This is a genomic window from Nitrobacter sp., assembly GCF_051535235.1.
Taxonomy (GTDB): domain Bacteria; phylum Pseudomonadota; class Alphaproteobacteria; order Rhizobiales; family Xanthobacteraceae; genus Nitrobacter.
The window spans coordinates 83,099-106,142 of the sequence record NZ_JBPPLZ010000001.1 but is presented as its reverse complement, the minus strand read 5'-3'; the positions used below and the strand labels follow the sequence as shown (position 1 = coordinate 106,142).

Genomic DNA, 23,044 nt, shown 5'->3' with positions numbered 1-23,044 from the left:
GAAGCGGCGTCATTTTGCCCGCAACACCTCTACGCCGGGCAGCGGCTTGCCTTCCATCCACTCCAGGAAAGCGCCGCCGGCGGTCGAGACGTAGGAGAAGTCACCGGCCACCCCGGCCTGGTTCAGCGCCGCGACCGTATCGCCGCCGCCTGCGACGGATACCAGTTTCCCGGCCTTGGTGCGGGCGGCTGCGTGTTTCGCCGCGACGACGGTGCCGCGATCGAACGGCGTCAGTTCGAACGCGCCGAGCGGGCCGTTCCAGACCAGCGTCGCGGCATCGTCGATGGCCGAATGAACGCGCTCCACCGACTGCGGTCCGACATCGAGGATCATGCCGTCGGCCGGGATCGCATCCAGCCCGTAGGCGTGGGAGGGCGCGTTGGCGGCGAAATGGAACGCCACCGTGGCGTCGACCGGCAGGATGATGGCGCAGTTGGCGGCCTGGGCCTTGTCGAGGATGCGCAGCGCGGTCGCGGCGAGGTCCTTTTCCGCCAGCGATTTGCCGACGTTGACACCCTGCGCGTGCAGGAAGGTGTTGGCCATGCCGCCGCCGATCACCAGCGCATCGACCTTGCTGACAAGGTTTTCCAGAAGATCGATCTTGGTCGAGACCTTCGCGCCGCCGATGATGGCGATGACCGGTTTCGTCGGCGCCTCGAGCGCCTTGTTCAGCGCCTCGAGTTCGGCCTGCATGGTGCGTCCCGCATAGGCCGGAAGCTTGTGGCCGAGGCCCTCGGTGGAGGCGTGGGCGCGATGCGCTGCCGAGAAGGCGTCGTTGACCCAGATGTCGCCGAGCTTGGCGAGTTCAGCGACGAAGGCCGGATCGTTCTTCTCCTCTTCCTTGTGGAAGCGGGTGTTCTCCAGGCAAAGAATGTCGTCGTTCTTCATGGCGGCGACCGCCTTCTGCGCGACGTCGCCGATGCAATCGTCGGCAAACGCGACCGGCCTGCCGAGCACTTTCGCGAGTTCCGCGGCGACCGGTTTCAGCGAATCCTTGGCGTCGGGGCCCTTGGGCCTGCCGAAATGCGCCAGCAGGATGGCCTTGCCGCCCTTGTCGGCAATTTCCGCGATCGTCGGCGCTATGCGATCCAGCCGCGTGGTGTCGGTGACGCGCCCCTGCTCCATGGGAACGTTGAGGTCGACGCGCAGCAGCACGCGCTTTCCGTTCACGTCAACATCATCGAGGGTGCGGAAGGGCTTTGTCATGGCTGGATCCCGGAGGCGGTGCGGCGTGAACGGTGCACCGCAGAGCCGGGACCGCTACGCAGGAAAAGTTGCGGTATCGAACGGTCCCGGTTCGCATCGCGGCAGTTGTGCCGCGATGCGCGAGGGACGCGTCAATCTCAGATCAGCTTCGCCATCGCGACGGCGGTGTCGTTCATGCGGTTGGAGAAGCCCCATTCGTTATCGTACCACGACAGCACGCGCACCAGCGTGCCGTTCTGCACCTTGGTCTGGTCGATGTGGAACGTCGAGGAGTGCGGATCGTGGTTGAAGTCGCTGGAGACGTTGGGCTGATCGGTGGTGCCGAGAATGCCCTTCAGTTCCTGCGAAGCGGCGCGCTTCATCGCCTCGTTGATCTCGTTGGCGGTGGTCGCCTTCTTGGCGATCACCTTGAGATCGACCACCGAGACGTTCGGCGTCGGCACGCGGATGGCGACGCCGTCGAGTTTGCCCTTGAGTTCAGGGAGCACCAGGCCGATCGCCCGGGCGGCGCCGGTCGAGGTCGGGACCATCGAAAGCGCCGCGGCGCGGCCGCGGTAGAGGTCCTTGTGCATGGTGTCGAGCGACGGCTGGTCGCCGGTGTAGGCGTGAATCGTGGTCATGAAGCCGGTTTCGATACCGACCAGATCGTTGATGACCTTCGCGACCGGCGCGAGACAGTTGGTGGTGCAGGAGCCGTTCGAAACGACCAGATGGTCCTTGGTCAGCTTGTCGTGGTTGACGCCGTAGACCACGGTCATGTCGGCACCCTCGGCCGGAGCCGAGACCAGCACGCGCTTGGCGCCGGCGGCGAGATGCGCGGCGGCCTTGTCGCGGGCGGTGAAGAGGCCGGTGCACTCCATCGCGATATCGATGCCGAGTTCCTTCCACGGCAGCTTCGAGGGGTCGCGCTCGGCGGTCACCTTGATCTTGTTCTTGCCGATGACGATGCTGTCGCCTTCAACCTTCACCTCGTACGGGAAGCGGCCATGCACGGAGTCGAAGCGCAAGAGATGCGCGTTGGTTTCCACCGGGCCCAGATCGTTGATGGCGACGATCTCGATCTCGTTGTCGCGCTTGGCCTCGTAGATGGCGCGCAAAACATTGCGGCCGATGCGGCCAAACCCGTTGATTGCGACCCGGACTGCCATGATCTTCGTTCTCCTTCAAATAAAGCATTGTCTCCGCGCAACCGCAAGTTTAGCTCCGTGCGCGAGCGTCGACGCCTGTGTCACCCGGTTCTGCCGGGCGGCGACCATTGGTGATATCTAGCGGCTCGATTTTGGCATTCGCATCCCGCCCTAAGCGAGAGAATCTGCGAGCGTCAAAATCAGAGAACCACCAGCAAAATAAGCTGTCAGCGGAAATCTGGATCTGACATTCGCAGCCCGACCTGTGGGGGGCCGGTCCGCTCATGTCAAATCCACATTCCGCGCGTTTTAGCTAGCGCCTTTTTGATTTTGAGGCAATCTCAACCTCAACGAAGGCGCTTCTCCGCAGCGCTGACCACGGCTTCGGCGGTGATGCCGAAATGCTTGTAGAGGTCCTTGGCGGGAGCGCTGTGACCGAAGCTGTGCATGCCGACGAAGAGGCCATCGGCCCCGATCACGGCGTCCCAGCCGAAGCGTACGGCCGCTTCCACGGCGATCTTGACCGGCGCTTTGCCGATAAGGGCATGCCGGCGTTCCTCGGGCTGTTCGAGCAGCAGTTCCAGCGAGGGCACTGAGACCACCCGCGACGCGATGCCGCGCCCGGCAAGCTGTTGCTGCGCCGCGACCGCGATCTCGACTTCCGATCCGGAGGCGAAGATCGACACCTTCGCCTCGCCATTGGCCGCGACCAGCTCATAGGCGCCATGCGCGCAGCGATTGTCCGCATGCGGGGTCTTGCGCACCGGCGTGAGGTTTTGCCGCGACAGCGCCAGCACTGTCGGCCCTTTCGGCCGCTCAAGGGCAAGCTGCCAGCACTCGGCGGTCTCGACCGCGTCGGCGGGGCGGAACACGCGCATGTTCGGCATCGCGCGCAGGCTCGCCAGATGTTCCACCGGCTGATGGGTGGGACCGTCCTCGCCGAGCCCGATGGAGTCGTGGGTCATGATGTAGACCACCGGGATGTTGGCCAGCGCGGACACGCGCATCGCCGGGCGGGCGTAGTCGGCGAAGCACATGAAGGTGCCGCCGGCCGGCGCGAATCCGCCGTGCAGTGCGATGCCGTTCATGGCAGCCGCCATGCCGAGTTCGCGGATGCCGTAATGGATGTAGCGGCCGTCGTCGTGACCGGGCTCGACGTCCTTCATCCCTTTGGTGCGGGTGTTGTTGGACGGCGTGAGGTCGGCGGAGCCGAGCAGCAGTTCCGGCATCGCCGGCACCAGCACCTCGAGCGCGATTTCACTGGCCTTGCGGGTGGCGACCGTCGGCGGTTCGGCGACCAGTTTGTCCTTGAGCTTGCGCACCACCTCGTCGAGGTTTTGCGGCGGCTTGCGGTCGATGGCGCGTCGCGTGAACTCGCCGCGTTCGGCCTCGGGCTTCGCCGCGAACCGCGCGCGCCATTCCTTGTTTTGCCGCTTGCCCTTGCGCCCGGCGCTGCGCCAGGCCTTGAGAACGTCGTCGGGAATCTCGAACGGGCCGTAATTCCAGCCGAGCGCCTTCTTCGCACCCGCGAGTTCTTCCGCACCGAGCGCTTCGCCATGCGCCTTGGAGGTGCCGGCTCGGGTGGGCGCGCCGAAGCCGATGATGGTCTTGCAGGCGATCAGCGACGGCTTGTCGGACTTCTGCGCCCGGCGGATCGCTGCTGTGATCGCCTTCTGATCATGGCCGTCAATCCGCCTTGCGTCCCAGCCGCAGGCCTTGAAACGCGCCACCTGATCGACGTTGTCGGTCAGCGAGATCGGGCCGTCGATGGTGATGCCGTTGTCGTCATACAGGAAAATCAGCTTGTTGAGCTTGAGATGGCCGGCCAGCGCGATCGCCTCCTGGCTGATGCCCTCCATCAGGTCGCCGTCGGAGCACAGCACATAGGTGTAGTGATCGACGACATCCCGGCCGAACTGGGCGGCCAGCAGGCGTTCGGCGAGCGCGAAGCCAACCGAGGTGGCGACGCCCTGGCCCAGCGGGCCGGTGGTGGTCTCGACGCCCTCGGTGATGAAGTTCTCCGGATGGCCGGGCGTCTTGGAGTTGAGCTGCCGGAAGTTCTTGATCTGGTCGAGCGTCATCTCCTTGTAGCCGGTCAGGTACAACAGCGCGTAGAGCAGCATCGAGCCGTGGCCGGCGGAGAGGATGAAGCGGTCGCGGTCTGGCCAGTGCGGATCGGTCGCGTCGTATTTCAGGAACTTGGTAAACAGCACCGTGGCGATGTCGGCCGTGCCCATGGGAAGGCCGGGGTGGCCCGATTTTGCTTTTTCTACGGCGTCCATCGCGAGCGCGCGGATTGCATTCGCCATACGGGAGGAGTCGACGGTCGGCATGTGGGATATCCGGTCCAGACTAGATGAGGAGGGCTAAACGGTTCGCATTGGAATTCGATGCAGCCCGGCGAGCCGGACTGGCGTTCCGGGGGGCATAGCACCTGCGTCGGCGGAGTCCAAGTGCGGGAGACCCTCCTCACAGGCAGAATGTTTTGCGGTGCATAGCTGCGCTGCGGCGTTGCGCTGGCCTCGTCCGCCACGTAAATTTCAGCCCCTAAGGGCTTGCCGAGCCGTGGCTTTGTAATCCGGCCCACAGCCGGCCGAAAGGCGCGCTGAGCGAACATGAACGACCGACCCGCCAACCGTTCCGCCGGCGCCGAACCGTCTAGTCCTGGCGCGGTCGAAATCGATGCCGCGACCCGGCGGCTGACCGCCGCGCTTGATGCCCTGGAAAGAGCGGTGGAGCGGCGGCGCGAGGCGGACCGCAACGAGGACGAACTGGCGAGCCGTATTCAGGCGCTGGGCGCCGACCGCTCGCGGCTCGCGGATGAGCTTGATGGCTCGCTCGTGCGCACGCGCAAGCTCGAACGCGCCAATCGCGAAATCGCCGACAAGCTCGACGCGGCGATCGGCACCATCCAGTCCGTGCTCGAAGCCGCGGGAGAGACGGGAGAGAAGTCGTGAGTCATCTCAATGTCACCATCAACGGCCGCCAGTACCGGATGGCCTGCGAGGATGGCCAGGAAGAGCGGCTGCAGGCCCTTGCGCGCGATCTCGAAAACCGGATCGGCGAGTTGCGGGGCAAGTTCGGCGAAATTGGCGATCAGCGCCTGGAAGTGATGGCGGCTCTCACGGCCTCCGACGAGTTGTTGGATGCGCACCAGCGCATCCGCGCGCTGGAGGACGAACTCAGCGCATTGGGAGACGTGCGCGCTGCGGCCGCGGAGCGCGCGCGCGCCACGCAAACGGCAGTGGCTGCCGCGCTGAACATGGCGGCGCAGCGCATCGAAAAGACCACGCAGGTCCTGAACCGCACCGTCGGCGGCGGCATCGCCATCGGGTGAAGACTCCGCCGCCCGCATCGCGCCCGGGATAGATACACGTTCGTCACATGAGACGCCGCTGGCATCCGCGTCCATTCCCGCCTACATTAGCATTGCGAGGCTGCGCCGCGCGTCAGGAGCCACACATCCCCGGGGCCTTATCGATCCTTAAGGGAACTGTCCCTGGCCGGGTCCGTGGATCCGGACATATGGTGCCCACCTACTTTCGTAGGGAACTCCGGGATCGAGCGCTCCAACGGCGGTCGCGGCTTCGCACTTTTCCCATTCGAGCGTCTGCGCAGGCGGCAGGCATTAGTCATGTCCTGATTGGAGTACCGGATCATCCGCTTTCGCGGATGATGACGGTGAACTAAACATCCGGCATGTCGGTTTCCTCGGACGCCCCATCCAAAAACGAACTGCGCGCTGTCGCGCTGGCTCGTCGCGATGCCTTGAACGCGGAGCAGCGCGCCAACGCGGCGCGTGGGATCGCGGCACAAATGCCGCCGCTCGAAATCACGTCGTCGACGATCGTCGCCGGCTACGCGCCGATCCGCAGCGAGATCGATCCCGTGCCGCTGATGCAGAGCCTGGCCGCGCGAGGTGCTGCGCTTGCTATGCCGGCGATTGCAGCGCGCAACGCCGGGCTCGTCTTTCGCGCGTGGAAGCCGGGCGAGACGCTGGTGCGAGGTACGTTCGGAATTTCCGAGCCGCCCGCCGCTGTGACCGAGGTCGTCCCGGATATCGTGCTGGTGCCGCTCGCCGCATTCGATCGCGCCGGTCACCGCATCGGCTATGGCGCCGGCTATTACGACCGCACGCTTGCGCAGTTGCGCGACAGGAAGCCGGTCATCGCCATAGGTCTCGCCTTCGCGGTGCAGGAAATTCCGCAGGTGCCCGCATTGTCCCACGACGTCCGGCTCGATTATGTGCTAACCGAAGCCGGGCTTTTCAGCTTTGGAAAGTGAGCCGCGTTGAAATCGGAAAAGTAGAGCCGTGCGTATTCTTTTCATCGGCGACGTCGTCGGCAAGACCGGACGCACCGCCATCAGCGAACGTCTGCCGGCGCTCATTGCCCGGTGGAAGCTCGATCTCGTCGTCGTCAACGGCGAGAATGCCGCCGGCGGCTTCGGCATCACCGAGGCGATCTACCAGGAGTTTCTCGACGCCGGGGCCGACGCCGTCACGCTCGGCAACCACGCCTGGAATCAGAAAGAGGCGCTGGTGTTCATCGAGCGCGCGCCGCGGCTCATTCGCCCGCTGAATTTTCCGCGGCATACGCCGGGCCGCGGCGCCGCGCTGATCGATATCAGGGACGGCCGCCGCGCGCTCGTCATCAACGCCATGGCGCGCATCTTCATGGAGCCGCTCAACGATCCCTTCCGCGCCATCGATAGCGAGCTTGACGCCTGTCCGTTGCGCGAGGCGGCGGACGCGATCGTCGTGGATTTCCACGGCGAGGCGACCAGCGAGAAGCAAAGCATGGGCTTCTTCTGCGACGGCCGCGCCAGCCTTGTGGTCGGGACGCACACCCATGTGCCGACGGCGGATCATCGGATCCTTCCCAGTGGCACCGCCTATATGAGCGATGCCGGCATGACCGGCGATTATGACTCCGTGATCGGGATGCAGAAAGAGGAGCCGCTGCGCCGCTTCACGACGGGCATTCCGAGCGGCCGGTTCGAGCCGGCCGGCGGCATTGCCACGCTGAGCGGCGTCGCGGTCGAGACCGATGATGCGACCGGGCTTGCGCTCAGAATCGCGCCGGTGCGGCTTGGCGGACGGCTCGAGCCGGCGGAGCCCTCGTTCTGGACGTGACGCGATCGAACCGGGATCGATGGCGGATGTTTTCGCGCCAGTCTTTGATTCCAACCAGTCCCGGCTTATAACGCCGCGCCGCTTCCACCTTTGCAGAGGGCGCCGGTGCCGCCGCCGGCACCTGCCCCGGATTCGAAAGAGACCTGCCGATGGCCGGACATTCCCAGTTCAAGAACATCATGCACCGCAAGGGCAGGCAGGATGCCCATAAGTCGAAGCTGTTCAGCAAGCTCGCGCGCGAAATCACCGTGGCGGCCAAGCTCGGAGCGCCCGATCCGGCGATGAATGCGCGGCTGCGCGCCGCCATGATCGCGGCGCGGGCGGAAAACATGCCCAAGGACAATATCGAGCGCGCGATCAAGAAGGCGAGCGGCAACGACGCGGAGACCTATGACGAATTGCGTTACGAGGGCTACGGTCCCGGCGGCGTCGCCGTGATCATGGAAGTCCTGACCGACAATCGCAACCGCGCGGCTTCCGACATCCGCTCCTACTTCACCAAATCCGGCGGCAACCTCGGTGAAACCGGCTCGGTGTCGTTCATGTTCGACCGGCTCGGGGTGATCGAATACGACGCGGACAAGGCGTCCGCCGACGACATGCTGGAAGCCGCGATCGAGGCCGGCGCCGACGACGTGGCGTCGGGCGAGAGCGGCCATGAAATCTATGCCTCGCAGGAAACCTTCCGCGACGTTGCCAGGGCGCTCGAAGGCCGGTTCGGCGAGGCGCGCAAGGTGGCGTTGATCTGGAAGCCGCAGAACACGATCGCCGTCGATGACAACACCGGCGAGAAGCTGCTCAAGCTCATCGATCTTCTCAACGAGCACGACGACGTCCAGAACGTCTACGCCAACTTCGAGGTGTCCGACGCGCTGATGGCGAAACTCGGCGGGTAGGCCCATTATCGCGAACGCCTGATATCGTCATGGCCCGGCATAGCCGTTCGAAGAACGGCGTCGCTTCGCTCGCCCATAGCCGTTCGAAGAACGGCGTCGCTTCGCTCGCCTATGGGTTCCCAGCCATCCACGTCTTTAACGTGGAAGGAATCCAAGACGTGGATGCCCGGCACAAGGCCGGGCATGACGATAGCTTGAACAGCCGTTGTCAGTCCTCTGCACGCCCTTTTTCCCTTGACGGCGTCCGGTTGAAGGATCATGTCAGCCATAGCGGGATGCTGCGGCCTCGGTCGCGCGCCCATCACTGGAACACCCGACATTATGCCAAGCGACAGTCCTGGTAACTTGCCAGGTACCTTGCCAGGTACCTCGCCGACAGCGGCGCCGGTCTGAGAGCTTGATGAGCTCACAAGGCCTGCCGTTGCCGGCAGACCCCGAAGGTGAGCTATGACGGAGACCCACACCGCCACGGACGGCGACCTCGATGTGTTCGCGCTGGCTTCACGGCTGAGCGACGGCCATGTCGCGGACAACGTCGAAATCCTCAATCAGCTCGCACCGCAGGACGCGGCCGCGGTGCTGGTTCTGCTGCCGGTCGATACCTCGGTCGAGATTCTCGACAAGCCGGAGCTGAATTTCGGCCCCGAGATCATCGAGGCGCTGCCGCGACGGACCGCGACCGTGCTGCTCGCCGGCATGTCGGCCGACATGGCCGCCGACATCGTGCAGCAACTTGAGGAGCCGGTCCGTACCGAGCTGATGCGGGGGCTGGACGCGGCGACGCGCACGACCATTGAGGGTCTGCTCGCCTATCCGGAAAACACCGCGGGCGCGATGATGACGACCGAGTTCGTCAGCGTGCCCGCGACCTGGACCGTGGAGCGCACCTTGCAGCACATCCGGCAGGTCGAGCGCACCCGCGAGACGGTCTACGCCATTTACGTGCTGGACGCCTTCACCCGCCGTCTGGTTGGCGCGGTGTCGCTGCGGCGGCTGGTCGCCGGCGCGCCTCTGGCCAGGATCTCCGATCTGGCGCGCTCGCCGATCACGACCTCTCCGCTGACGGACCGCGAGGACGTGGCGCGGCTGATCACGCGGCACGACCTGCTGGCTGTACCCGTCGTCGACAAGGCCGGGCATGTGCTCGGCATCGTCACGGTCGACGACATCATCGACGCCATCATCGAGGAAAATACCGAGGACGCGCAGAAGTTCGGCGGCATGGCGGCGACCGACGAGCCTTATCTGCAGATCGGACTTCCGAGCATGATCCGCAAGCGCGGCGGCTGGCTCTGCGTGCTGTTCCTCGGCGAGATGCTGACCGCGAGCGCCATGCAGCACTTCGAAGGCGAACTGGAAAAGGCCATCGTGCTGACGCTGTTCATCCCGCTGATCATGAGTTCCGGCGGCAATTCCGGATCGCAGGCGACCTCGCTCCTGATCCGCGCGCTGGCGCTGCGCGAGGTCAGGCTTGGCGACTGGTGGCGCGTGGCCTTGCGCGAACTGCCGACGGGACTGATCCTCGGCGCGATCCTCGGCGTGATCGGACTGATCCGCGTGGTGGCCTGGCAGAAACTCGGCATTTTCGATTACGGCGAGCATTGGGTGCTTGTCGCCATCACTGTCGCGGCCGCGCTGATCGGCGTGGTGACATTCGGCTCGGTGGCGGGCTCGATGCTGCCGTTCATCCTGCAACGGGCGGGGTTCGACCCCGCCAGCGCTTCCGCGCCGTTCGTCGCCACGCTGGTCGACGTCACCGGATTGATGATCTATTTCAGCGTCGCGCTGCTGATCCTGAGCGGGACGCTGCTGTAAATGCAGAACGCTTTCCACCCGTCCTGCCCGGGCTTGTCCCGAGCATCCACGTCTTTTCTGGATATGGCAGGGACCATAGACGAGCGAAGCGACGCCGTTCTTGGAACGGCCATAGGCGAGCGAAGCGACGCCGTTCTTGGAACGGCCATGACGACCGAGTTACGTCCTGCGCCATAATTGGCTCTCGGGCGGGGGCGGACGCAGCGGGATGCTTGCGCTAACATAGGCCATGATCACCTCACCGATTCGCATTCTGGGCATCGACCCGGGCCTTCGCCGCACCGGCTGGGGTGTGCTTGACATCGAGGGCAACCGGCTGATCTTCGTCGGTTGTGGTTCGGTGGAGACCCGCGAACAGACGGCGCTGGCGAGCCGGCTCTTGGCGATCCATGAGGGGCTCGGCCTGATCCTCGACCGGTTCCGTCCCGCCGAGGCGGCGATCGAGCAGACCTTCGTCAACAAGGACGGCGTCGCGACGCTGAAGCTCGGGCAGGCGCGCGGCGTCGCCATGCTGGCGCCGGCGATGTTCGGCATCGCGGTTTCGGAATACGCGCCCAACCAGGTGAAGAAGACCGTGGTCGGTGCCGGCCATGCCGACAAGGCCCAGATCCAGGCGATGCTGAAAATCCTGCTGCCGAAGGCCGACCCGAAGAGCGCCGACGCCGCCGACGCGCTCGCCATCGCCATCACCCACGCGCATCATCGGCGCAGCGCGGCGTTGCGGATGAAGGTGGCGGGATGATGAATGTGTTGGTTTGCATCAGGGTTAACGGTGAGCGCAGCCTGCTCCCTCTCCCGCTTGCGGGGAAGGGTTGGCGAGGGGGCAGGGTCTTGTTGTCCGGAGGCGCGGGGGCCCCCACCCGCCGCACCTCGGCGCGCGAGGGCGCTGCCGGGTGCGTCGACCTCACCCGCAAGCGGGAGAGGTAAAAGAGCTATCCATGATCGGCAAGCTCAAGGGCATCATCGACTCCTACGGCGAGGATTACGTCATCCTCGACGTCGGCGGCGTCGGCTATCAGGTGCATTGCGCGTCGCGCACGCTGCAGGCGCTGCCGTCGCCGGGCGAGGCGGCCGTGCTGTCGATCGAGACCTATGTGCGCGAAGACCAGATCAAGCTGTTCGGATTTCGCACCGATCACGAGCGCGAGTGGTTTCGCCTGTTGCAGACGGTGCAGGGCGTCGGTGCGCGGGTGGCGCTCGCGGTGCTCGGCACGCTGTCGCCGGCCGATCTCGCCAACGCCATTGCCTTGCGCGACAAGGCGTCGGTTGCGCGCACGCCCGGCGTCGGCCCGAAGGTCGCCGAACGCATCGTGACTGAGTTGAAGGACAAGGCACCGTCCTTCGCCAATGTCGATCCTGCGGTGGTGCATCTCGCCGGCGCGATCGACGACCGCCGCGCGCCGGGTCCGGTGGCAGATGCGATCTCTGCGCTGGTCAATCTCGGCTACGGTCAGCCGCAGGCGGCGGCTGCGGTCGCGGCCGCCTCGCGCAGCGCCGGCGAAACAGCGGAGACCGCGCAACTGATCCGGCTTGGACTGAAGGAGCTGGCGAAGTGAGCATTCGCACGACAGCGCGCGCTTTTCCTTCCCTCTCCCCTTGTGGGAGAGGATGCTCGAACGCGCTTCGCTTGTTCTCGCCACCCTCTCCCACAAGGGGAGAGGGAAAGACTTGCGCTTGCCGGAGCTGGTGCGCATGACCACGCCCTCCCGCATCGTCACGCCCGAGCGCCGCGCCGACGATGTCGGCGATACCGCGCTGCGGCCGCAAAAGCTGGCCGAGTTCGTCGGCCAGGCGCAGGCCCGCGCCAACCTGCAGATCTTCATCGATGCCGCCCGCAAGCGCAAAGAGGCGCTCGATCACGTGCTGTTCGTCGGTCCCCCCGGCCTCGGCAAGACCACGCTGGCGCAAATCGTCGCGCGCGAGCTCGGCGTCGGCTTCCGCGCCACCTCCGGCCCGGTGATCGCCAAGGCCGGCGATCTCGCGGCGCTGCTCACCAATCTCGAAGAGCGTGACGTGCTGTTCATCGACGAGATCCATCGCCTGTCGCCGGCGGTGGAGGAGGTGCTCTATCCGGCGATGGAGGATTTCCAGCTCGACCTCATCATCGGCGAAGGTCCGGCGGCGCGCTCGGTCAAGATCGAGCTGGCGAAGTTCACGCTGGTCGGCGCCACGACGCGGGCGGGGCTTTTGACCAATCCGCTGCGCGACCGCTTCGGGATTCCGGTGCGCCTGAATTTCTACACCATCGATGAGTTGGAGAAGATCGTCAGCCGCGGCGCGCGCGTGCTCGAAGTCGGCATGACGGCGGACGGCGCCAACGAGATCGCCCGCCGGGCCCGCGGCACTCCGCGCATCGCCGGACGGCTGTTGCGGCGGGTGCGCGATTTCGCGTCCGCCGCCGATGCGTCCGCCATCGATCGCAGAATCGCCGATCACGCGCTCGGCGCGCTGGAAGTCGATGCCGCGGGGCTCGATGCCATGGACCGCCGTTATCTCACCACCATCGCGCTGAACTACGGCGGCGGGCCTGTGGGTGTGGAAACCATGGCGGCGGCGCTGTCGGAGCCGCGCGACGCCATCGAGGACATCATCGAGCCGTTTTTGATCCAGTGCGGCTACCTTCAGCGCACGCCGCGCGGACGGCTGCTCACCTCGCACGCCTTCCGCCACCTCGGTTTGACTGAGCCCTCGCGCGATCCGGCGCAATTCGGACTGTTCGGCGGCGAGGAGGATCAATGAATGCCCGCCCCATGAATCTCGCCCCATGAATGCGCCGCCACAGACCGAACAGCTCGACGGCGCGATCCGCGACGGCAAGCATTACATGCAGATTCGCGTCTACTATGAGGACACGGATTTCACCGGCCTCGTCTATCACGCCAACTATCTGCGTTTCATGGAGCGCGGGCGCAGCAACTACCTGCGCCTGCTTGGCGCCGATCAGCGCGCGCTGTTCGACGAGGCCGAAAGCGAGGCGCCGGGTTTTGCGTTCGTGGTGCGCGCGATGCAACTCGATTTCCTCAAGCCGGCGCATATGGACGAGGTGCTCGACATCGTGACGCGGCCGCTGGAGGTGCGCGGCGCCTCGATCACCTTGCATCAGGAGGTGAGGCGCGGCGACGTGCTGCTGCTGGATGCGAAGGTGAAGGTGGCGTTTGTTTCTGGCGGCCAGGCAAGACCGATACCAAAGGCGCTGCGTTTGGCGATGAAGGCCGATCAAGTCTGATCACTGGCTTTCACGTTCGCAAGATCGCGTTGTCCGCGCCTGCGCCGGGCCCGAAGATCATGTCGTGGCGGAACCCGCCGTTTGCTGGCGAGTTGCCTAGAGCACGATGAATTTCGGATCGAATCGATCCAAATCATGAAGGCGGATACCAATATTCATTCCAGAGCGGGATGCGGGGCGGAAAACCGCTAAATACTTTTCTTCTCTTTTTCCCGCTCTCACATGCATCAACTCGCACGCAATCATTGGAGCATGCCATGCCCAAAATCACTCCCTTTCTTTGGTTCGATACGCAGGCCGAGGAAGCCGCGAAGTTCTACGTTTCGGTGTTCGACAATTCGAAGATTCTCGAAACGACGTATTACGGCGAAGGCAGCTCGAAGCCGGCCGGGACCGTGCTGACCATAGAGTTCGAACTCGACGGCACCCGCTTCCTGGCGTTGAACGGCGGCCCGCATTTCCAGTTCAGCGAAGCGACCTCGTTCAGCATCGGCTGCAAGTCGCAGGACGAGATCGACTACTACTGGAACAAGCTCACCACCGGCGGTGGCGGCCCGCTCAAGGGAGGCTGGCTCAAGGACAGGTTTGGCGTGTCATGGCAGGTGGTACCCGAGATGATGCCGCGCCTGTTGCAGGATCCGGATCGTGCCAGGGCCAGCCGCGCGATGAAGGCGATGCTGAAGATGAAAAAGATCGTTATCGCCGATATCGAGGCGGCCGCGAACGGAACGGTCAATGCGTGAGGCGGCGCTGCCCGCATCATGTCGATCGGCCGATGGAAGCAATCGGCCCGCAGGCCTATCTCACGTAGAAGATGCAGGCGGCGATCACCAGCAGCGACGTCACCGCCATGGCATGTGCGAACAGGTGCGCGAGCGTGCCGGATGCCGTCCGCCTTGTTGCATCGGTCATGATGTCCTCGCCATTTGCTTTGGTCAGCGATGCTGACCGGGGTGGTTTGGGCATGACTCATCGCGGCGCGAAATTTGCGCGAGTCAAAATCGGAATCGATGTACGCGGAACGCCCCTTGGAATTGCTGCGGCCGCATTTGTCCCCACGGCCGAAGCAATGACGCAAGCGTGATCAAGCAATGCGGCAGGAATTTGTTTGCGATGTAGCGCGCGTGATGTGCGTGCATCTCGACTGGCAACGCGCGACAGCTTCCATTGCGCGCCGTCACGTCATCACGCGCGTCGCTGGTCATGTCATGAGCGGCTGCAAGGTCTCGCGCTGGAAAACCCTCGCCGCGGCCGCCCTGCGAGCCCTGACGAAATCAGTGACGTTTCCCCCCGGCTCATGTAAGAACCATTCACATGAGCTGGCGCAAGGACCATCGCCGCCCTGAGCGGGGCTACCATCACGGCAATCTGAAGGAGGCGTTGCTGCAGGCGGCGCTCGGCCTGATCGCCGAGAAAGGACCGGCGGGTTTCACCTTCGCCGATGCCGCGCGGTCGGCCGGTGTCAGCCCGGCGGCTCCCTACCGGCATTTCCGCGATCGCGACGAATTGCTGGCGAGCATCGCGCAGCGTGGCTTCGAGCAGTTCGAGGCGGTGTTGACGAAAGCCTGGGATGACGGCCGCCCCGACACCGTCAGCGCGTTCGAGCGCGTCGGCCGCGCCTATCTTGCCTTCGCCCGCAACGAGCCTGCCTATTATTCGGCGATGTTCGAATCGGGCGTGCCGATCGACGTCAATCCCATGCTGTCGGCTGCAAGCGAACGCGCCTTTGCCATCATTCGCGCCGCGGCGGAACGGCTTGCCGCGCTGACGCCGCCGGGCGTCGCCCGGCCGCCGGCACTGATGATGGCGCTGCACATCTGGTCGATGTCGCACGGCATTGCCTCGTTGTTCGGCCGCGGCGATGCGGCGCGACGCAAGCTGCCGATGTCCGCCGAAGATCTGCTCGAAGCCGGCGTGCTGATTTATCTGCGCGGGCTCGGCTTTCCCGCCGAGCGCAAGCCGCCGGACGACGCGGCTCGACCTGAGCCGCCGTCGGAACCTGTGCCGCCGCGGGGACCGTGGGGTCACAAATCCGCGACCTGACCGCGTGAGCGCCTCTCTTTGGGACCCGCCGGTCTGATCCGTCGCCGCACACGTGACAGCGGCCAATATCTTGTGGCTGATCGTCTTTTTGATCCCGGGACGGCTCGCAGACCGGCGGCGCCAATGTGATGAACCGTCACAATCGGGAACCGCGCCGCCATGAGCACCGCTATTTGCGGACCATTCCGCGCTTGACAAAATCCCTTAATGATCTACTTATGTAAATGTTATTTACATTCACGCGGCGTGATGCCGTTCAGGAGAAGGCCATGGCCCAAACTGCTGACTACGATCGCTGGAACGGCCCCGACCGCATGCAGGGCCAAGGCTGCTACCCCTATTCCCGCTTCATGAATGTGCCGTGGCATCCGCTTCGGATCGTTCTGATCGTGCTGGGTTTCATGGTGTGGTGGCCGATCGGTCTCGCGATTCTCTTCTTCACACTCGGGAGCAGAAAAATGGGTTGCTGGAGCAACGATCGTTTCGAAAACAAGATGCAGCGGATGCAGTACAAAATGGAGCGGATGCGCGATCACATGGAGCGCCGGGGCTTCGGCTTTCCCGGCTTCGGTGCGCCCTCCAGCGGCAACCGCGCCTTCGACGAGTACCGCATGGAGACGCTGCGGCGCCTCGAGGAAGAGCAAAAGGAATTCAAGGATTTCCTCGAGCGGCTGCGCCACGCCAAGGACAAGGAAGAGTTCGATGCGTTCATGGCGCAGCATCGCACCCGTCCAACGCCGCCGAACGATCAGGCACAAGGTCAGTAACAAGACCAGCCGATCAATCCGCCATCACTCCGAAATCACCGTCCGCCTGTCCCGCAGGCGGGCGGTTTTTTCTGCGGTCATTTGAATTGAAGTCCTTCAAAGGATTTCGATACCGCGCCGGATCAGAGGACGTCGCCCCCGCGAGCCGGGCGAGACCGGCGAGCAGGTTCGACCGCCTGCCCGTGCCGATCCGTCTTGCCGCCATCGTCTCACGCGTAAGTGCAGGAGGAGAAGCCGATTCCACGGCCCTGTTGCATCCCCGGTAACCCGATTTTAACCAAGATTAGCGTCTGGTTACGGGCGTGAAGACACGCTGATAGCCCTCGTTTTGACACGTTGGCAGGGGAAGCAGGTTCTGGCTTTGGACCAGCCTCCCATGTGACCCAACCAGCTTTCCGCGTTGGCGCTTTACGCCGCGTGCGCTTCGTGGCTGTGAAACCGGCGGCGGAGGTCGCCCCCGGGGTCGATAGGGATATCTTGCGTTGAGAGGATACCGCTTATGAATCCGGCCGACGTGGCCCAGTCAGCCTTGCCCATCGCCTCAGCCGACGTGTCGCTGATAACGCTTTTTTTCCACGCTCACTGGATCGTGAAGGCGGTGATGCTCGGCCTTCTCGGCTGTTCGGTGTGGGTCTGGGCGATCGCGATCGACAAGATGTTTCTCTACGCCCGCACCAAGCGCGCGATGGATCGCTTCGAGCAGGCCTTCTGGTCGGGAGAGTCGATCGAGGATCTGTACCGGGCGCTGTCGGCCAAGCCGACGCAGTCGATGGCTGCCTGCTTTGTGGCGGCGATGCGCGAGTGGAAACGGTCTTTCGAAAGTCAGGCGCGCTCGTTCGCCGGACTTCAGATGCGTATCGAGAAAGTGATGAATGTCTCGATCGCACGCGAGATCGAGCGGCTGGAACGGCGGCTCCTGGTGTTGGCCACGGTGGGGTCGGCCGGCCCCTTCGTCGGCCTGTTCGGCACCGTGTGGGGCATCATGTCGAGCTTCCAGTCGATCGCCGCGTCGAAGAACACCTCGCTTGCGGTGGTGGCGCCGGGCATCGCCGAAGCGCTGTTCGCAACGGCAATCGGCCTTATCGCCGCCATTCCCGCGACTATTTTCTACAACAAGTTCACGGCGGAAGTGAATCGTCAGGCCCAGCGGCTCGAGGGTTTCGCCGACGAGTTTTCCGCGATCCTGTCACGTCAGATCGACGAGCGGAGTTGAGGCCTCAGGGCATGGAAATGGACGGTCCATCATGGCGATGAATCCGGCGGCAGCTTCCTCGGGCAGCGGCGGACGGCGCGGGCGGCGGCGCTCGCAGCCAATGGCCGAGATCAACGTCACGCCGATGGTCGACGTCATGCTGGTGCTGTTGATCATCTTCATGGTGTCGGCGCCGCTTCTGACCGTGGGCGTGCCGCTCGATCTGCCACAGACCCAGGCCAAAAGCCTCGAGCAGGACAAGACGCCGCTGCAACTGTCCGTCGACGTGCAGGGGCGCATCTTCATCAACGACACCGAAGTCACGATGGAGGAGCTGGTCCCGAAATTGACGGCGATCACCGCTGCGCGCGGCGGTCTCGACGAGCGTATATTCATGCGCGCCGACAAGAAGGCCGATTACGGGACGGTGGCGCGGGTGATGGGCAAGCTGTCGGGCGCGGGCTTCAAGCGCCTGGCGCTGGTTACCGAAGTGGAGCAGGGATCCTAGGATGCACGCTGGGATCGTCGGGGTACTGGATTGAAGGTCAAGATCGACAAGACACTGGCGGCGTCGATTGCCCTGCACGTCCTCGTGATCGGGTGGGGACTGGTGTCGTTTTCGTCGAAGGCTTTCGAATCGGTGCCGGAGGAATCCCTGCCGGTCGATATCATCTCGGCCGATCAGCTTGCGCATGTGACGGCGGGCATGAAAACCGGCAAGAAGGAAAACCCGAAGCCGCTGGTCGAGAAGGTCGCCGATCCCACGCCGCCGCCCGAAGATACCGTCGGCAAGATCGACGACAAGAAACCGCCGGTCGTGACCGAAACCGCGCCGCCGCCGGTGCCGAAGCCGGTGGAGAGGCCGGTCGAGAAGAAGCCCGATCCGCCCAAGCCCGTGGTCGAGAACAAGCCGAAGGAAGAGCCGAAGCCGATCGAGAAAAAACCCGATCCGCCTAAGATCGATCCGATCGCCGAAGCACTGAAGAAGGAAGAAGCGAAGAAACCCAAGCCCAAGCAGCAGGCCAAGGCCGCGCCGCCCAAGCCTGAAAAGCCGAAGGCCGAGCGCGTATTCGACGAATCGAAGATTGCGGCGCTGCTCGACAAGCGCGATCCGACGCGGCATGCGGTCACCGGCGACACGCTGAATTCGAACGCCGCGCTTGGCCTGGCGCATGGCAAGTCGGCCGACAATTCCGCGACCTGGGGCGCGATGTTCAAGTCGCAGGTCGAACGTTGCTGGAAGAAACCCTATGGCGGCCTCGAAGCGCAGATGACCGAAGCGGTGTTCAGCATCAAGTTGAAGCGCGACGGCACGCTGGAGACCACGCCGGCCGCGATCAGCAACCCGTCGACGCCATATTTCCGTGTCTATCAGGAGAGCGCGCTGCGCGCGATCATCGAGTGCCAGCCATACAATCTGCCGGCGCAATTTTTCGACGAGTGGAAATTCTTCGAACCCGTATTCACCGAACGAAAGTCGTAAAGCGCCGTAGCGACGAGCCTGGCCGAGATGGAAGAAGCCTGCCCCGATGATTGACAGACATGAAACTAAAAGATTTGGAATTGAAAGATTTGGATTGCCGAGAATGCCCGTGCGCCTGAACCGCCGACAGTTGATTTCCGCCATGGCCTCGGCTGGCATGTTGCTGGGCGGCCGGCAAGCCTTCGGGCAGGCCCGGGTGCAGATCGATCAGGGCAACGTCGCGCCGCTGCCGATCGCGATTCCGAATTTCGTTGCCGGCTCGCCGTCGGACGGCGAGGTCGGCGCCGGTGTCGCTCAGGTCATTACCAACAACCTCAAGCGCAGCGGCTTGTTCGCGCCGATCGACCAGGCCGCCTATATCGAGAAGATCACCAACATCGACGTGCCGCCGCAGTTCGCCAACTGGAAGACCATCAATGCCCAGGCGCTGGTGACCGGGCGCATGACGCGTCAGGGCGACGGGCGGCTCAAGGCCGAGTTTCGGCTGTGGGACGTTGCCACCGGCCAGCAACTCGCAGGCCAGCAATATTTTACCTCGCCCGAATACTGGCGGCGGATCGCGCACATCATCTCGGATCAGATTTACGAGCGCCTGACCGGTGAGAAGGGTTATTTCGACAGCCGGGTGGTTTTCGTCGACGAGAGCGGGCCGTCGCAGCACCGCGTCAAGCGTCTGGCCCTGATGGATCAGGACGGCGCCAACGTGCGCTATCTCACGCGTGGCGCCGATCTTGTGATTACTCCGCGCTTTTCGCCCTCGACCCAGGAAATCACCTACATGGAGTTCGGGCAGGGCGATCCGCGGGTCTATCTGTTCAACATCGAAACCGGACAGCGCGAAATCGTAGGCAACTTTCCGGGCATGTCGTTCGCGCCGCGTTTTGCGCCCGACGGCCAGCGCATCATCATGAGCTTGCAGCAGGGCGGCAACTCCAACCTGTTCGTGATGGATCTTCGCTCCAAGTCGACCACGCGCCTGACCGACACGCCGGCGATCGACACCTCGCCGTCCTATTCGCCGGACGGCGGCCGCATCTGCTTCGAGTCCGATCGCGGCGGCAAGCCGCAAATCTATGTGATGGGGGCGACCGGCGGCGCCGCGCAGCGCATCTCGTTCGGCGAGGGTTCCTACTCGACCCCGGTCTGGTCGCCGCGCGGCGATTACATCGCCTTCACCAAGCAGGGTGGCGGCCAGTTTTCCATCGGCATCATCAAGCCGGACGGCTCGGGTGAACGGATCCTGACGTCAGGATTTCACAACGAGGGACCGACCTTCGCGCCGAACGGCCGGGTGCTGATGTTTTTCCGCGATCCCGGCGGCAACAGCGGCCCGTCGCTCTACACGATCGACGTCTCGGGCCGCAACGAGCTGAAGGTTCCCACACCCGGTTTCGCGTCCGATCCGGCTTGGTCGCCCCTGCTCTCATAGTCCGGACCTCTGCGGCGGCATGAGAGGCGGTCCGCAGGCCCTGGAAATGTGCTTTGCGGAGCGTATCGCCAGCCCGCCTCCCTTGTTTCCTGACATCGCCGCAAGGTGCCCTGGGGGAGCGATACGACCGTTAAACCGGCCCGCTAGCTTCCTGATTCAGAAGCAAATCCGGTTTTTCTGCGATCGGCTCAATGTCTCGCTAACGATGTTCGCTCAGAAAGGCTTCACCAGCATTCGGTAACACTGTGCGCCCCGAACACGGATACGCGCGCCGCCGATGCAATTGGCCGATCACCATCGCGATACCGATACGATGTCGCCAGCGATATACGCGGCGCTCGTGGGTTCGCTGTTTCAGAATCCGGCACCGATGTTCGCCGGGGCGGTTTGCGCGGCGATTGCCGCCACCATGACCGCGTTGAAGACCGGCAATCATCTGCTGTGGCCGTGCGCTGCGTCTCTCGTTCTGATCGGCGCGCTCCGCAGCTTCGATATGGTGAAATATAAGCGCCGCCGTTCGGACCTGACCGTGACGGAGGCAACCAGTTGGGAAATACGGTACCAGATCGGGGCGGTGCTTTACGCGATTGCGCTCGGCGCGTGGTGCGCCGTCGCACTTTTGATGACCGACGACGCGGTCGCGCATATGATCTGCATCGCGGTCACGACGGGATACGTGGCTGCCGGCGCCGGCCGCGCCTACGGGCGCCCGTGGATCTTCCACCTGCAGATTTTGCTGACCTGCGGACCGATGGCGGGGGCGATGATGCTGCGCCTCGATCCCTATTACGTCGGGATGGCGCTTCTGACCGTGCTGTATTTCCTCGGCCTCGAGAGGATCACCACGAAACTGCAGGCGATTTTCGTCCGCGCCCTGATCGCGCGCGAACGCGAAGCGGCGCTCGCCGCCCAGTTCGACACCGCATTGAACAACATGCCGCATGGTCTGTGCATGTTCGGCGCCAATGGTCGCCTCGGAGTGATGAACTATCGCTTCAGCGAAATGATGCGCCTCGCCGACGGCTTCGTGCATCGCAATGTCGGCGCGGCGGAGGTCATCGCGGCATGCGTGGCTGCCGGAACGATGTCATCCGAAAACGGACGGGCGATCATTTCGGAACTGGAGAATTCGCAGGCCGGCGCGATCGTGACCGCCGACGCGGATACGGAACATGGCCGGGCGCTGTCGTGGACGTTCCAGCCGATGATCTGCGGAGGCACCGTCGTTCTCGTCGAGGACATCACGGAACGGCGCAAGGCGGAGGCGCGAATCAACCATCTTGCCCGCTTTGATTCACTGACGGAATTGCCCAACAGGCTCAGCTTCCGCGACGAAATCGAACGCCTGCTGGCAGCTCCACACAGCGAGTCGCGGCTCTCGGCGCTGCTGTTCATCGATCTCGATCAATTCAAGCAGATCAACGATACGCTCGGCCATCCCTGCGGCGACCGCCTGTTGTGCATTGTCGCCGACCGGCTCCGCGGAATGCTGCGTCCGGAGGATTTCGTGGCGCGGTTTGGCGGCGACGAGTTCGTCGTGTTCCAGCAAAACATTCACTCGCCGGAGGAGGCGGCCGCGCTGTCCCGCCGCATCGTCGAACGGCTTACCGAGCGGTACGAGGTCGACCGTCACCTCGTCGAGATCGGCGCGAGCATCGGCATCGCGCTGACGTCGCCCGGCGCCACTGCTGACAACCTTCTCAAGAACGCCGATATGGCGCTGTACCGGGCCAAGGCGGGCGGTCGCGGAACGTTCTGCTTCTTTCGCAGCGAGATGGCGGAAACCGTCGAAGCGCGCCGCGTCCTCGAACTCGATCTGCGCAAGGCGCTGGCCAACGAAGAGTTCGAACTGTTCTATCAGCCGCTGGTCAATCTGAAGTCAGGACGGATCACGGTCTGCGAGGCGCTGCTGCGCTGGAATCATCCGACGCGCGGAACCGTGTCACCGATGGACATCATTCCGGTGGCGGAGGAGATGGGCCTCATCATCGATCTCGGCCGCTGGATCTTGCGTAAGGCCTGCATGGAATGCATGACATGGCCGGAGGCTGTCAGCGTCGCCGTCAATTTTTCGTCGCAGCAGTTCCACCAGCGCGAGATCCTGAGCGAGGTCCGCTATGCGCTGGAGGTCTCTGGTCTTCCGGCGCACCGCCTGGAAATCGAGATCACGGAATCATCCTTGCTGCGCAACACCCAGTGGACGCTCGATGCGTTGACACAGTTGCGCTCGGCCGGGGTGAGGATTTCCCTGGACGACTTCGGCACCGGCTATTCGAGCCTCAGCTATCTGCACAATTTCCCGCTTCAGAAGGTCAAGATCGACCGCTCGTTCCTCGAAGGGATCGATACGGATCGGCCGTTGACGCTGTTGCGCGGCGTGGCGCGGCTGAGCGCCGATCTCGGCATGTCCGTCGTGGTAGAGGGCATCGAGACCAACGAGCAGCTCGAACTGATCAGCGCCGACGGCACGGTGACCGAAGCGCAGGGCTACCTCTTCAGCCGGCCGGTCTCCGCGTCCCGCATTCGTCAACTGTTGGATGCCTCTCACGGACGCCGGCAGCGTGACGATAATGTGAAGGTCCTCCCGTCGCGGTCGATCGCTTAAAATTTTTTCCCACAATTGCCCCGTCTCGAATTGAAATCTTCTAAATCGGTTCGTGAGCGCAACCGATGTAAATTAACGATATTATTATTATAGGAGGGCAGGAATTAACGCTAATGCTTCG

Annotated in this window: 21 protein-coding genes and 1 other RNA gene; 19 read left to right on the top strand and 3 right to left on the bottom strand. The window is 63.9% G+C overall.

The genetic code is table 11. The features are described from left to right. Positions 1-9: 9 nt before the first annotated feature. From ACS3WA_RS00545 to tkt, 3 genes are all read right to left on the bottom strand, one after another. Positions 10-1,206: a phosphoglycerate kinase gene (locus ACS3WA_RS00545; protein ID WP_438276632.1), complete on the bottom strand. Its 1,197-nt coding sequence runs from the start codon at positions 1,204-1,206 to the stop codon at positions 10-12. 137 nt (positions 1,207-1,343) lie between these two features. Beyond that, complete coding sequence (gap, locus tag ACS3WA_RS00540; protein ID WP_438276631.1) at positions 1,344-2,354, bottom strand: type I glyceraldehyde-3-phosphate dehydrogenase; 1,011 nt, start codon at positions 2,352-2,354, stop codon at positions 1,344-1,346. 326 nt (positions 2,355-2,680) lie between these two features. After that, on the bottom strand, positions 2,681-4,666 hold the full coding sequence (gene tkt, locus ACS3WA_RS00535; protein WP_438276630.1) for a transketolase: 1,986 nt from the start codon (positions 4,664-4,666) through the stop codon (positions 2,681-2,683). A 282-nt stretch (positions 4,667-4,948) separates the two neighbouring features. Here tkt and ACS3WA_RS00530 point away from each other — a divergent pair, with 282 nt between their 5' ends. The 19 genes from ACS3WA_RS00530 (at position 4,949) to ACS3WA_RS00440 (ending at position 22,923) form a co-directional block, all read left to right on the top strand. Continuing rightward, entirely contained in the window at positions 4,949-5,290 is a 342-nt protein-coding gene (locus ACS3WA_RS00530) for a DUF4164 domain-containing protein (protein ID WP_438276629.1), read from the top strand. After that, a complete protein-coding gene (locus ACS3WA_RS00525; RefSeq protein ID WP_438276628.1) occupies positions 5,287-5,670 on the top strand; it encodes a cell division protein ZapA in 384 nt (127 codons plus the stop codon). The genes ACS3WA_RS00530 and ACS3WA_RS00525 overlap by 4 nt, the downstream gene beginning before the upstream one ends. Before the next feature lie 94 nt (positions 5,671-5,764). Then, positions 5,765-5,925, top strand: a non-coding RNA gene (ssrS, locus tag ACS3WA_RS00520) — 6S RNA. Positions 5,926-6,032: 107 nt separating this feature from the next. Next, a complete protein-coding gene (locus ACS3WA_RS00515) occupies positions 6,033-6,617 on the top strand; it encodes a 5-formyltetrahydrofolate cyclo-ligase (protein WP_438276627.1) in 585 nt (194 codons plus the stop codon). Between the two features lie 28 nt (positions 6,618-6,645). Further along, complete coding sequence (locus tag ACS3WA_RS00510; protein WP_438276626.1) at positions 6,646-7,467, top strand: TIGR00282 family metallophosphoesterase; 822 nt, start codon at positions 6,646-6,648, stop codon at positions 7,465-7,467. A 149-nt stretch (positions 7,468-7,616) separates the two neighbouring features. Continuing rightward, the gene (locus ACS3WA_RS00505) at positions 7,617-8,363 is read left to right on the top strand and encodes a YebC/PmpR family DNA-binding transcriptional regulator (RefSeq protein WP_438276625.1); all 747 of its coding nucleotides are present in this window, start codon (positions 7,617-7,619) and stop codon (positions 8,361-8,363) included. Between the two features lie 447 nt (positions 8,364-8,810). Then, the gene (gene mgtE, locus ACS3WA_RS00500) at positions 8,811-10,178 is read left to right on the top strand and encodes a magnesium transporter (protein WP_438276624.1); all 1,368 of its coding nucleotides are present in this window, start codon (positions 8,811-8,813) and stop codon (positions 10,176-10,178) included. Positions 10,179-10,407: 229 nt separating this feature from the next. Beyond that, positions 10,408-10,920 (top strand): crossover junction endodeoxyribonuclease RuvC, encoded by a 513-nt coding sequence (gene ruvC, locus ACS3WA_RS00495; protein ID WP_438276623.1) that lies wholly within the window; start codon positions 10,408-10,410, stop codon positions 10,918-10,920. A gap of 196 nt (positions 10,921-11,116) precedes the next feature. After that, positions 11,117-11,734 (top strand): Holliday junction branch migration protein RuvA, encoded by a 618-nt coding sequence (ruvA, locus tag ACS3WA_RS00490; protein WP_438276622.1) that lies wholly within the window; start codon positions 11,117-11,119, stop codon positions 11,732-11,734. A gap of 136 nt (positions 11,735-11,870) precedes the next feature. Beyond that, on the top strand, positions 11,871-12,917 hold the full coding sequence (gene ruvB, locus ACS3WA_RS00485; protein ID WP_438276966.1) for a Holliday junction branch migration DNA helicase RuvB: 1,047 nt from the start codon (positions 11,871-11,873) through the stop codon (positions 12,915-12,917). 25 nt (positions 12,918-12,942) lie between these two features. After that, positions 12,943-13,404: a tol-pal system-associated acyl-CoA thioesterase gene (ybgC, locus tag ACS3WA_RS00480; protein ID WP_438276621.1), complete on the top strand. Its 462-nt coding sequence runs from the start codon at positions 12,943-12,945 to the stop codon at positions 13,402-13,404. 257 nt (positions 13,405-13,661) lie between these two features. Beyond that, positions 13,662-14,147: a VOC family protein gene (locus tag ACS3WA_RS00475; RefSeq protein WP_438276620.1), complete on the top strand. Its 486-nt coding sequence runs from the start codon at positions 13,662-13,664 to the stop codon at positions 14,145-14,147. A 571-nt stretch (positions 14,148-14,718) separates the two neighbouring features. Then, the gene (locus ACS3WA_RS00470; RefSeq protein ID WP_438276619.1) at positions 14,719-15,447 is read left to right on the top strand and encodes a TetR/AcrR family transcriptional regulator; all 729 of its coding nucleotides are present in this window, start codon (positions 14,719-14,721) and stop codon (positions 15,445-15,447) included. A 269-nt stretch (positions 15,448-15,716) separates the two neighbouring features. Beyond that, positions 15,717-16,214, top strand: a complete 498-nt coding sequence (locus ACS3WA_RS00465; protein WP_438276618.1) for a DUF2852 domain-containing protein — start codon at positions 15,717-15,719, stop codon at positions 16,212-16,214. Between the two features lie 499 nt (positions 16,215-16,713). Beyond that, positions 16,714-17,427 (top strand): protein TolQ, encoded by a 714-nt coding sequence (tolQ, locus tag ACS3WA_RS00460; RefSeq protein ID WP_438276617.1) that lies wholly within the window; start codon positions 16,714-16,716, stop codon positions 17,425-17,427. Positions 17,428-17,458: 31 nt separating this feature from the next. Continuing rightward, positions 17,459-17,914: a protein TolR gene (tolR, locus tag ACS3WA_RS00455; protein ID WP_438276616.1), complete on the top strand. Its 456-nt coding sequence runs from the start codon at positions 17,459-17,461 to the stop codon at positions 17,912-17,914. Between the two features lie 30 nt (positions 17,915-17,944). Continuing rightward, entirely contained in the window at positions 17,945-18,889 is a 945-nt protein-coding gene (locus ACS3WA_RS00450) for a protein TolA (protein WP_438276615.1), read from the top strand. A gap of 103 nt (positions 18,890-18,992) precedes the next feature. After that, entirely contained in the window at positions 18,993-20,318 is a 1,326-nt protein-coding gene (gene tolB, locus ACS3WA_RS00445) for a Tol-Pal system beta propeller repeat protein TolB (protein ID WP_438276614.1), read from the top strand. A 277-nt stretch (positions 20,319-20,595) separates the two neighbouring features. Then, a complete protein-coding gene (locus ACS3WA_RS00440) occupies positions 20,596-22,923 on the top strand; it encodes a putative bifunctional diguanylate cyclase/phosphodiesterase (protein WP_438276613.1) in 2,328 nt (775 codons plus the stop codon). The last annotated feature ends 121 nt before the right edge of the window (positions 22,924-23,044 follow it).

Excerpts from the sequence above, each read along its gene's own strand:
- ACS3WA_RS00545 (WP_438276632.1), bottom strand. The coding sequence starts at position 1,206 with ATGACAAAGCCCTTCCGCACCCTCGATGATGTTGACGTGAACGGAAAG.
- gap (WP_438276631.1), bottom strand. The coding sequence starts at position 2,354 with ATGGCAGTCCGGGTCGCAATCAACGGGTTTGGCCGCATCGGCCGCAAT.
- tkt (WP_438276630.1), bottom strand. The coding sequence starts at position 4,666 with ATGCCGACCGTCGACTCCTCCCGTATGGCGAATGCAATCCGCGCGCTC.
- ACS3WA_RS00530 (WP_438276629.1), top strand. The coding sequence starts at position 4,949 with ATGAACGACCGACCCGCCAACCGTTCCGCCGGCGCCGAACCGTCTAGT.
- ACS3WA_RS00515 (WP_438276627.1), top strand. The coding sequence starts at position 6,033 with ATGTCGGTTTCCTCGGACGCCCCATCCAAAAACGAACTGCGCGCTGTC.
- ACS3WA_RS00505 (WP_438276625.1), top strand. The coding sequence starts at position 7,617 with ATGGCCGGACATTCCCAGTTCAAGAACATCATGCACCGCAAGGGCAGG.
- mgtE (WP_438276624.1), top strand. The coding sequence starts at position 8,811 with ATGACGGAGACCCACACCGCCACGGACGGCGACCTCGATGTGTTCGCG.
- ruvC (WP_438276623.1), top strand. The coding sequence starts at position 10,408 with ATGATCACCTCACCGATTCGCATTCTGGGCATCGACCCGGGCCTTCGC.
- ruvA (WP_438276622.1), top strand. The coding sequence starts at position 11,117 with ATGATCGGCAAGCTCAAGGGCATCATCGACTCCTACGGCGAGGATTAC.
- ruvB (WP_438276966.1), top strand. The coding sequence starts at position 11,871 with ATGACCACGCCCTCCCGCATCGTCACGCCCGAGCGCCGCGCCGACGAT.
- ybgC (WP_438276621.1), top strand. The coding sequence starts at position 12,943 with ATGAATGCGCCGCCACAGACCGAACAGCTCGACGGCGCGATCCGCGAC.
- ACS3WA_RS00475 (WP_438276620.1), top strand. The coding sequence starts at position 13,662 with ATGCCCAAAATCACTCCCTTTCTTTGGTTCGATACGCAGGCCGAGGAA.
- ACS3WA_RS00470 (WP_438276619.1), top strand. The coding sequence starts at position 14,719 with ATGAGCTGGCGCAAGGACCATCGCCGCCCTGAGCGGGGCTACCATCAC.
- ACS3WA_RS00465 (WP_438276618.1), top strand. The coding sequence starts at position 15,717 with ATGGCCCAAACTGCTGACTACGATCGCTGGAACGGCCCCGACCGCATG.
- tolQ (WP_438276617.1), top strand. The coding sequence starts at position 16,714 with ATGAATCCGGCCGACGTGGCCCAGTCAGCCTTGCCCATCGCCTCAGCC.
- tolR (WP_438276616.1), top strand. The coding sequence starts at position 17,459 with ATGGCGATGAATCCGGCGGCAGCTTCCTCGGGCAGCGGCGGACGGCGC.
- tolB (WP_438276614.1), top strand. The coding sequence starts at position 18,993 with ATGCCCGTGCGCCTGAACCGCCGACAGTTGATTTCCGCCATGGCCTCG.
- ACS3WA_RS00440 (WP_438276613.1), top strand. The coding sequence starts at position 20,596 with ATGCAATTGGCCGATCACCATCGCGATACCGATACGATGTCGCCAGCG.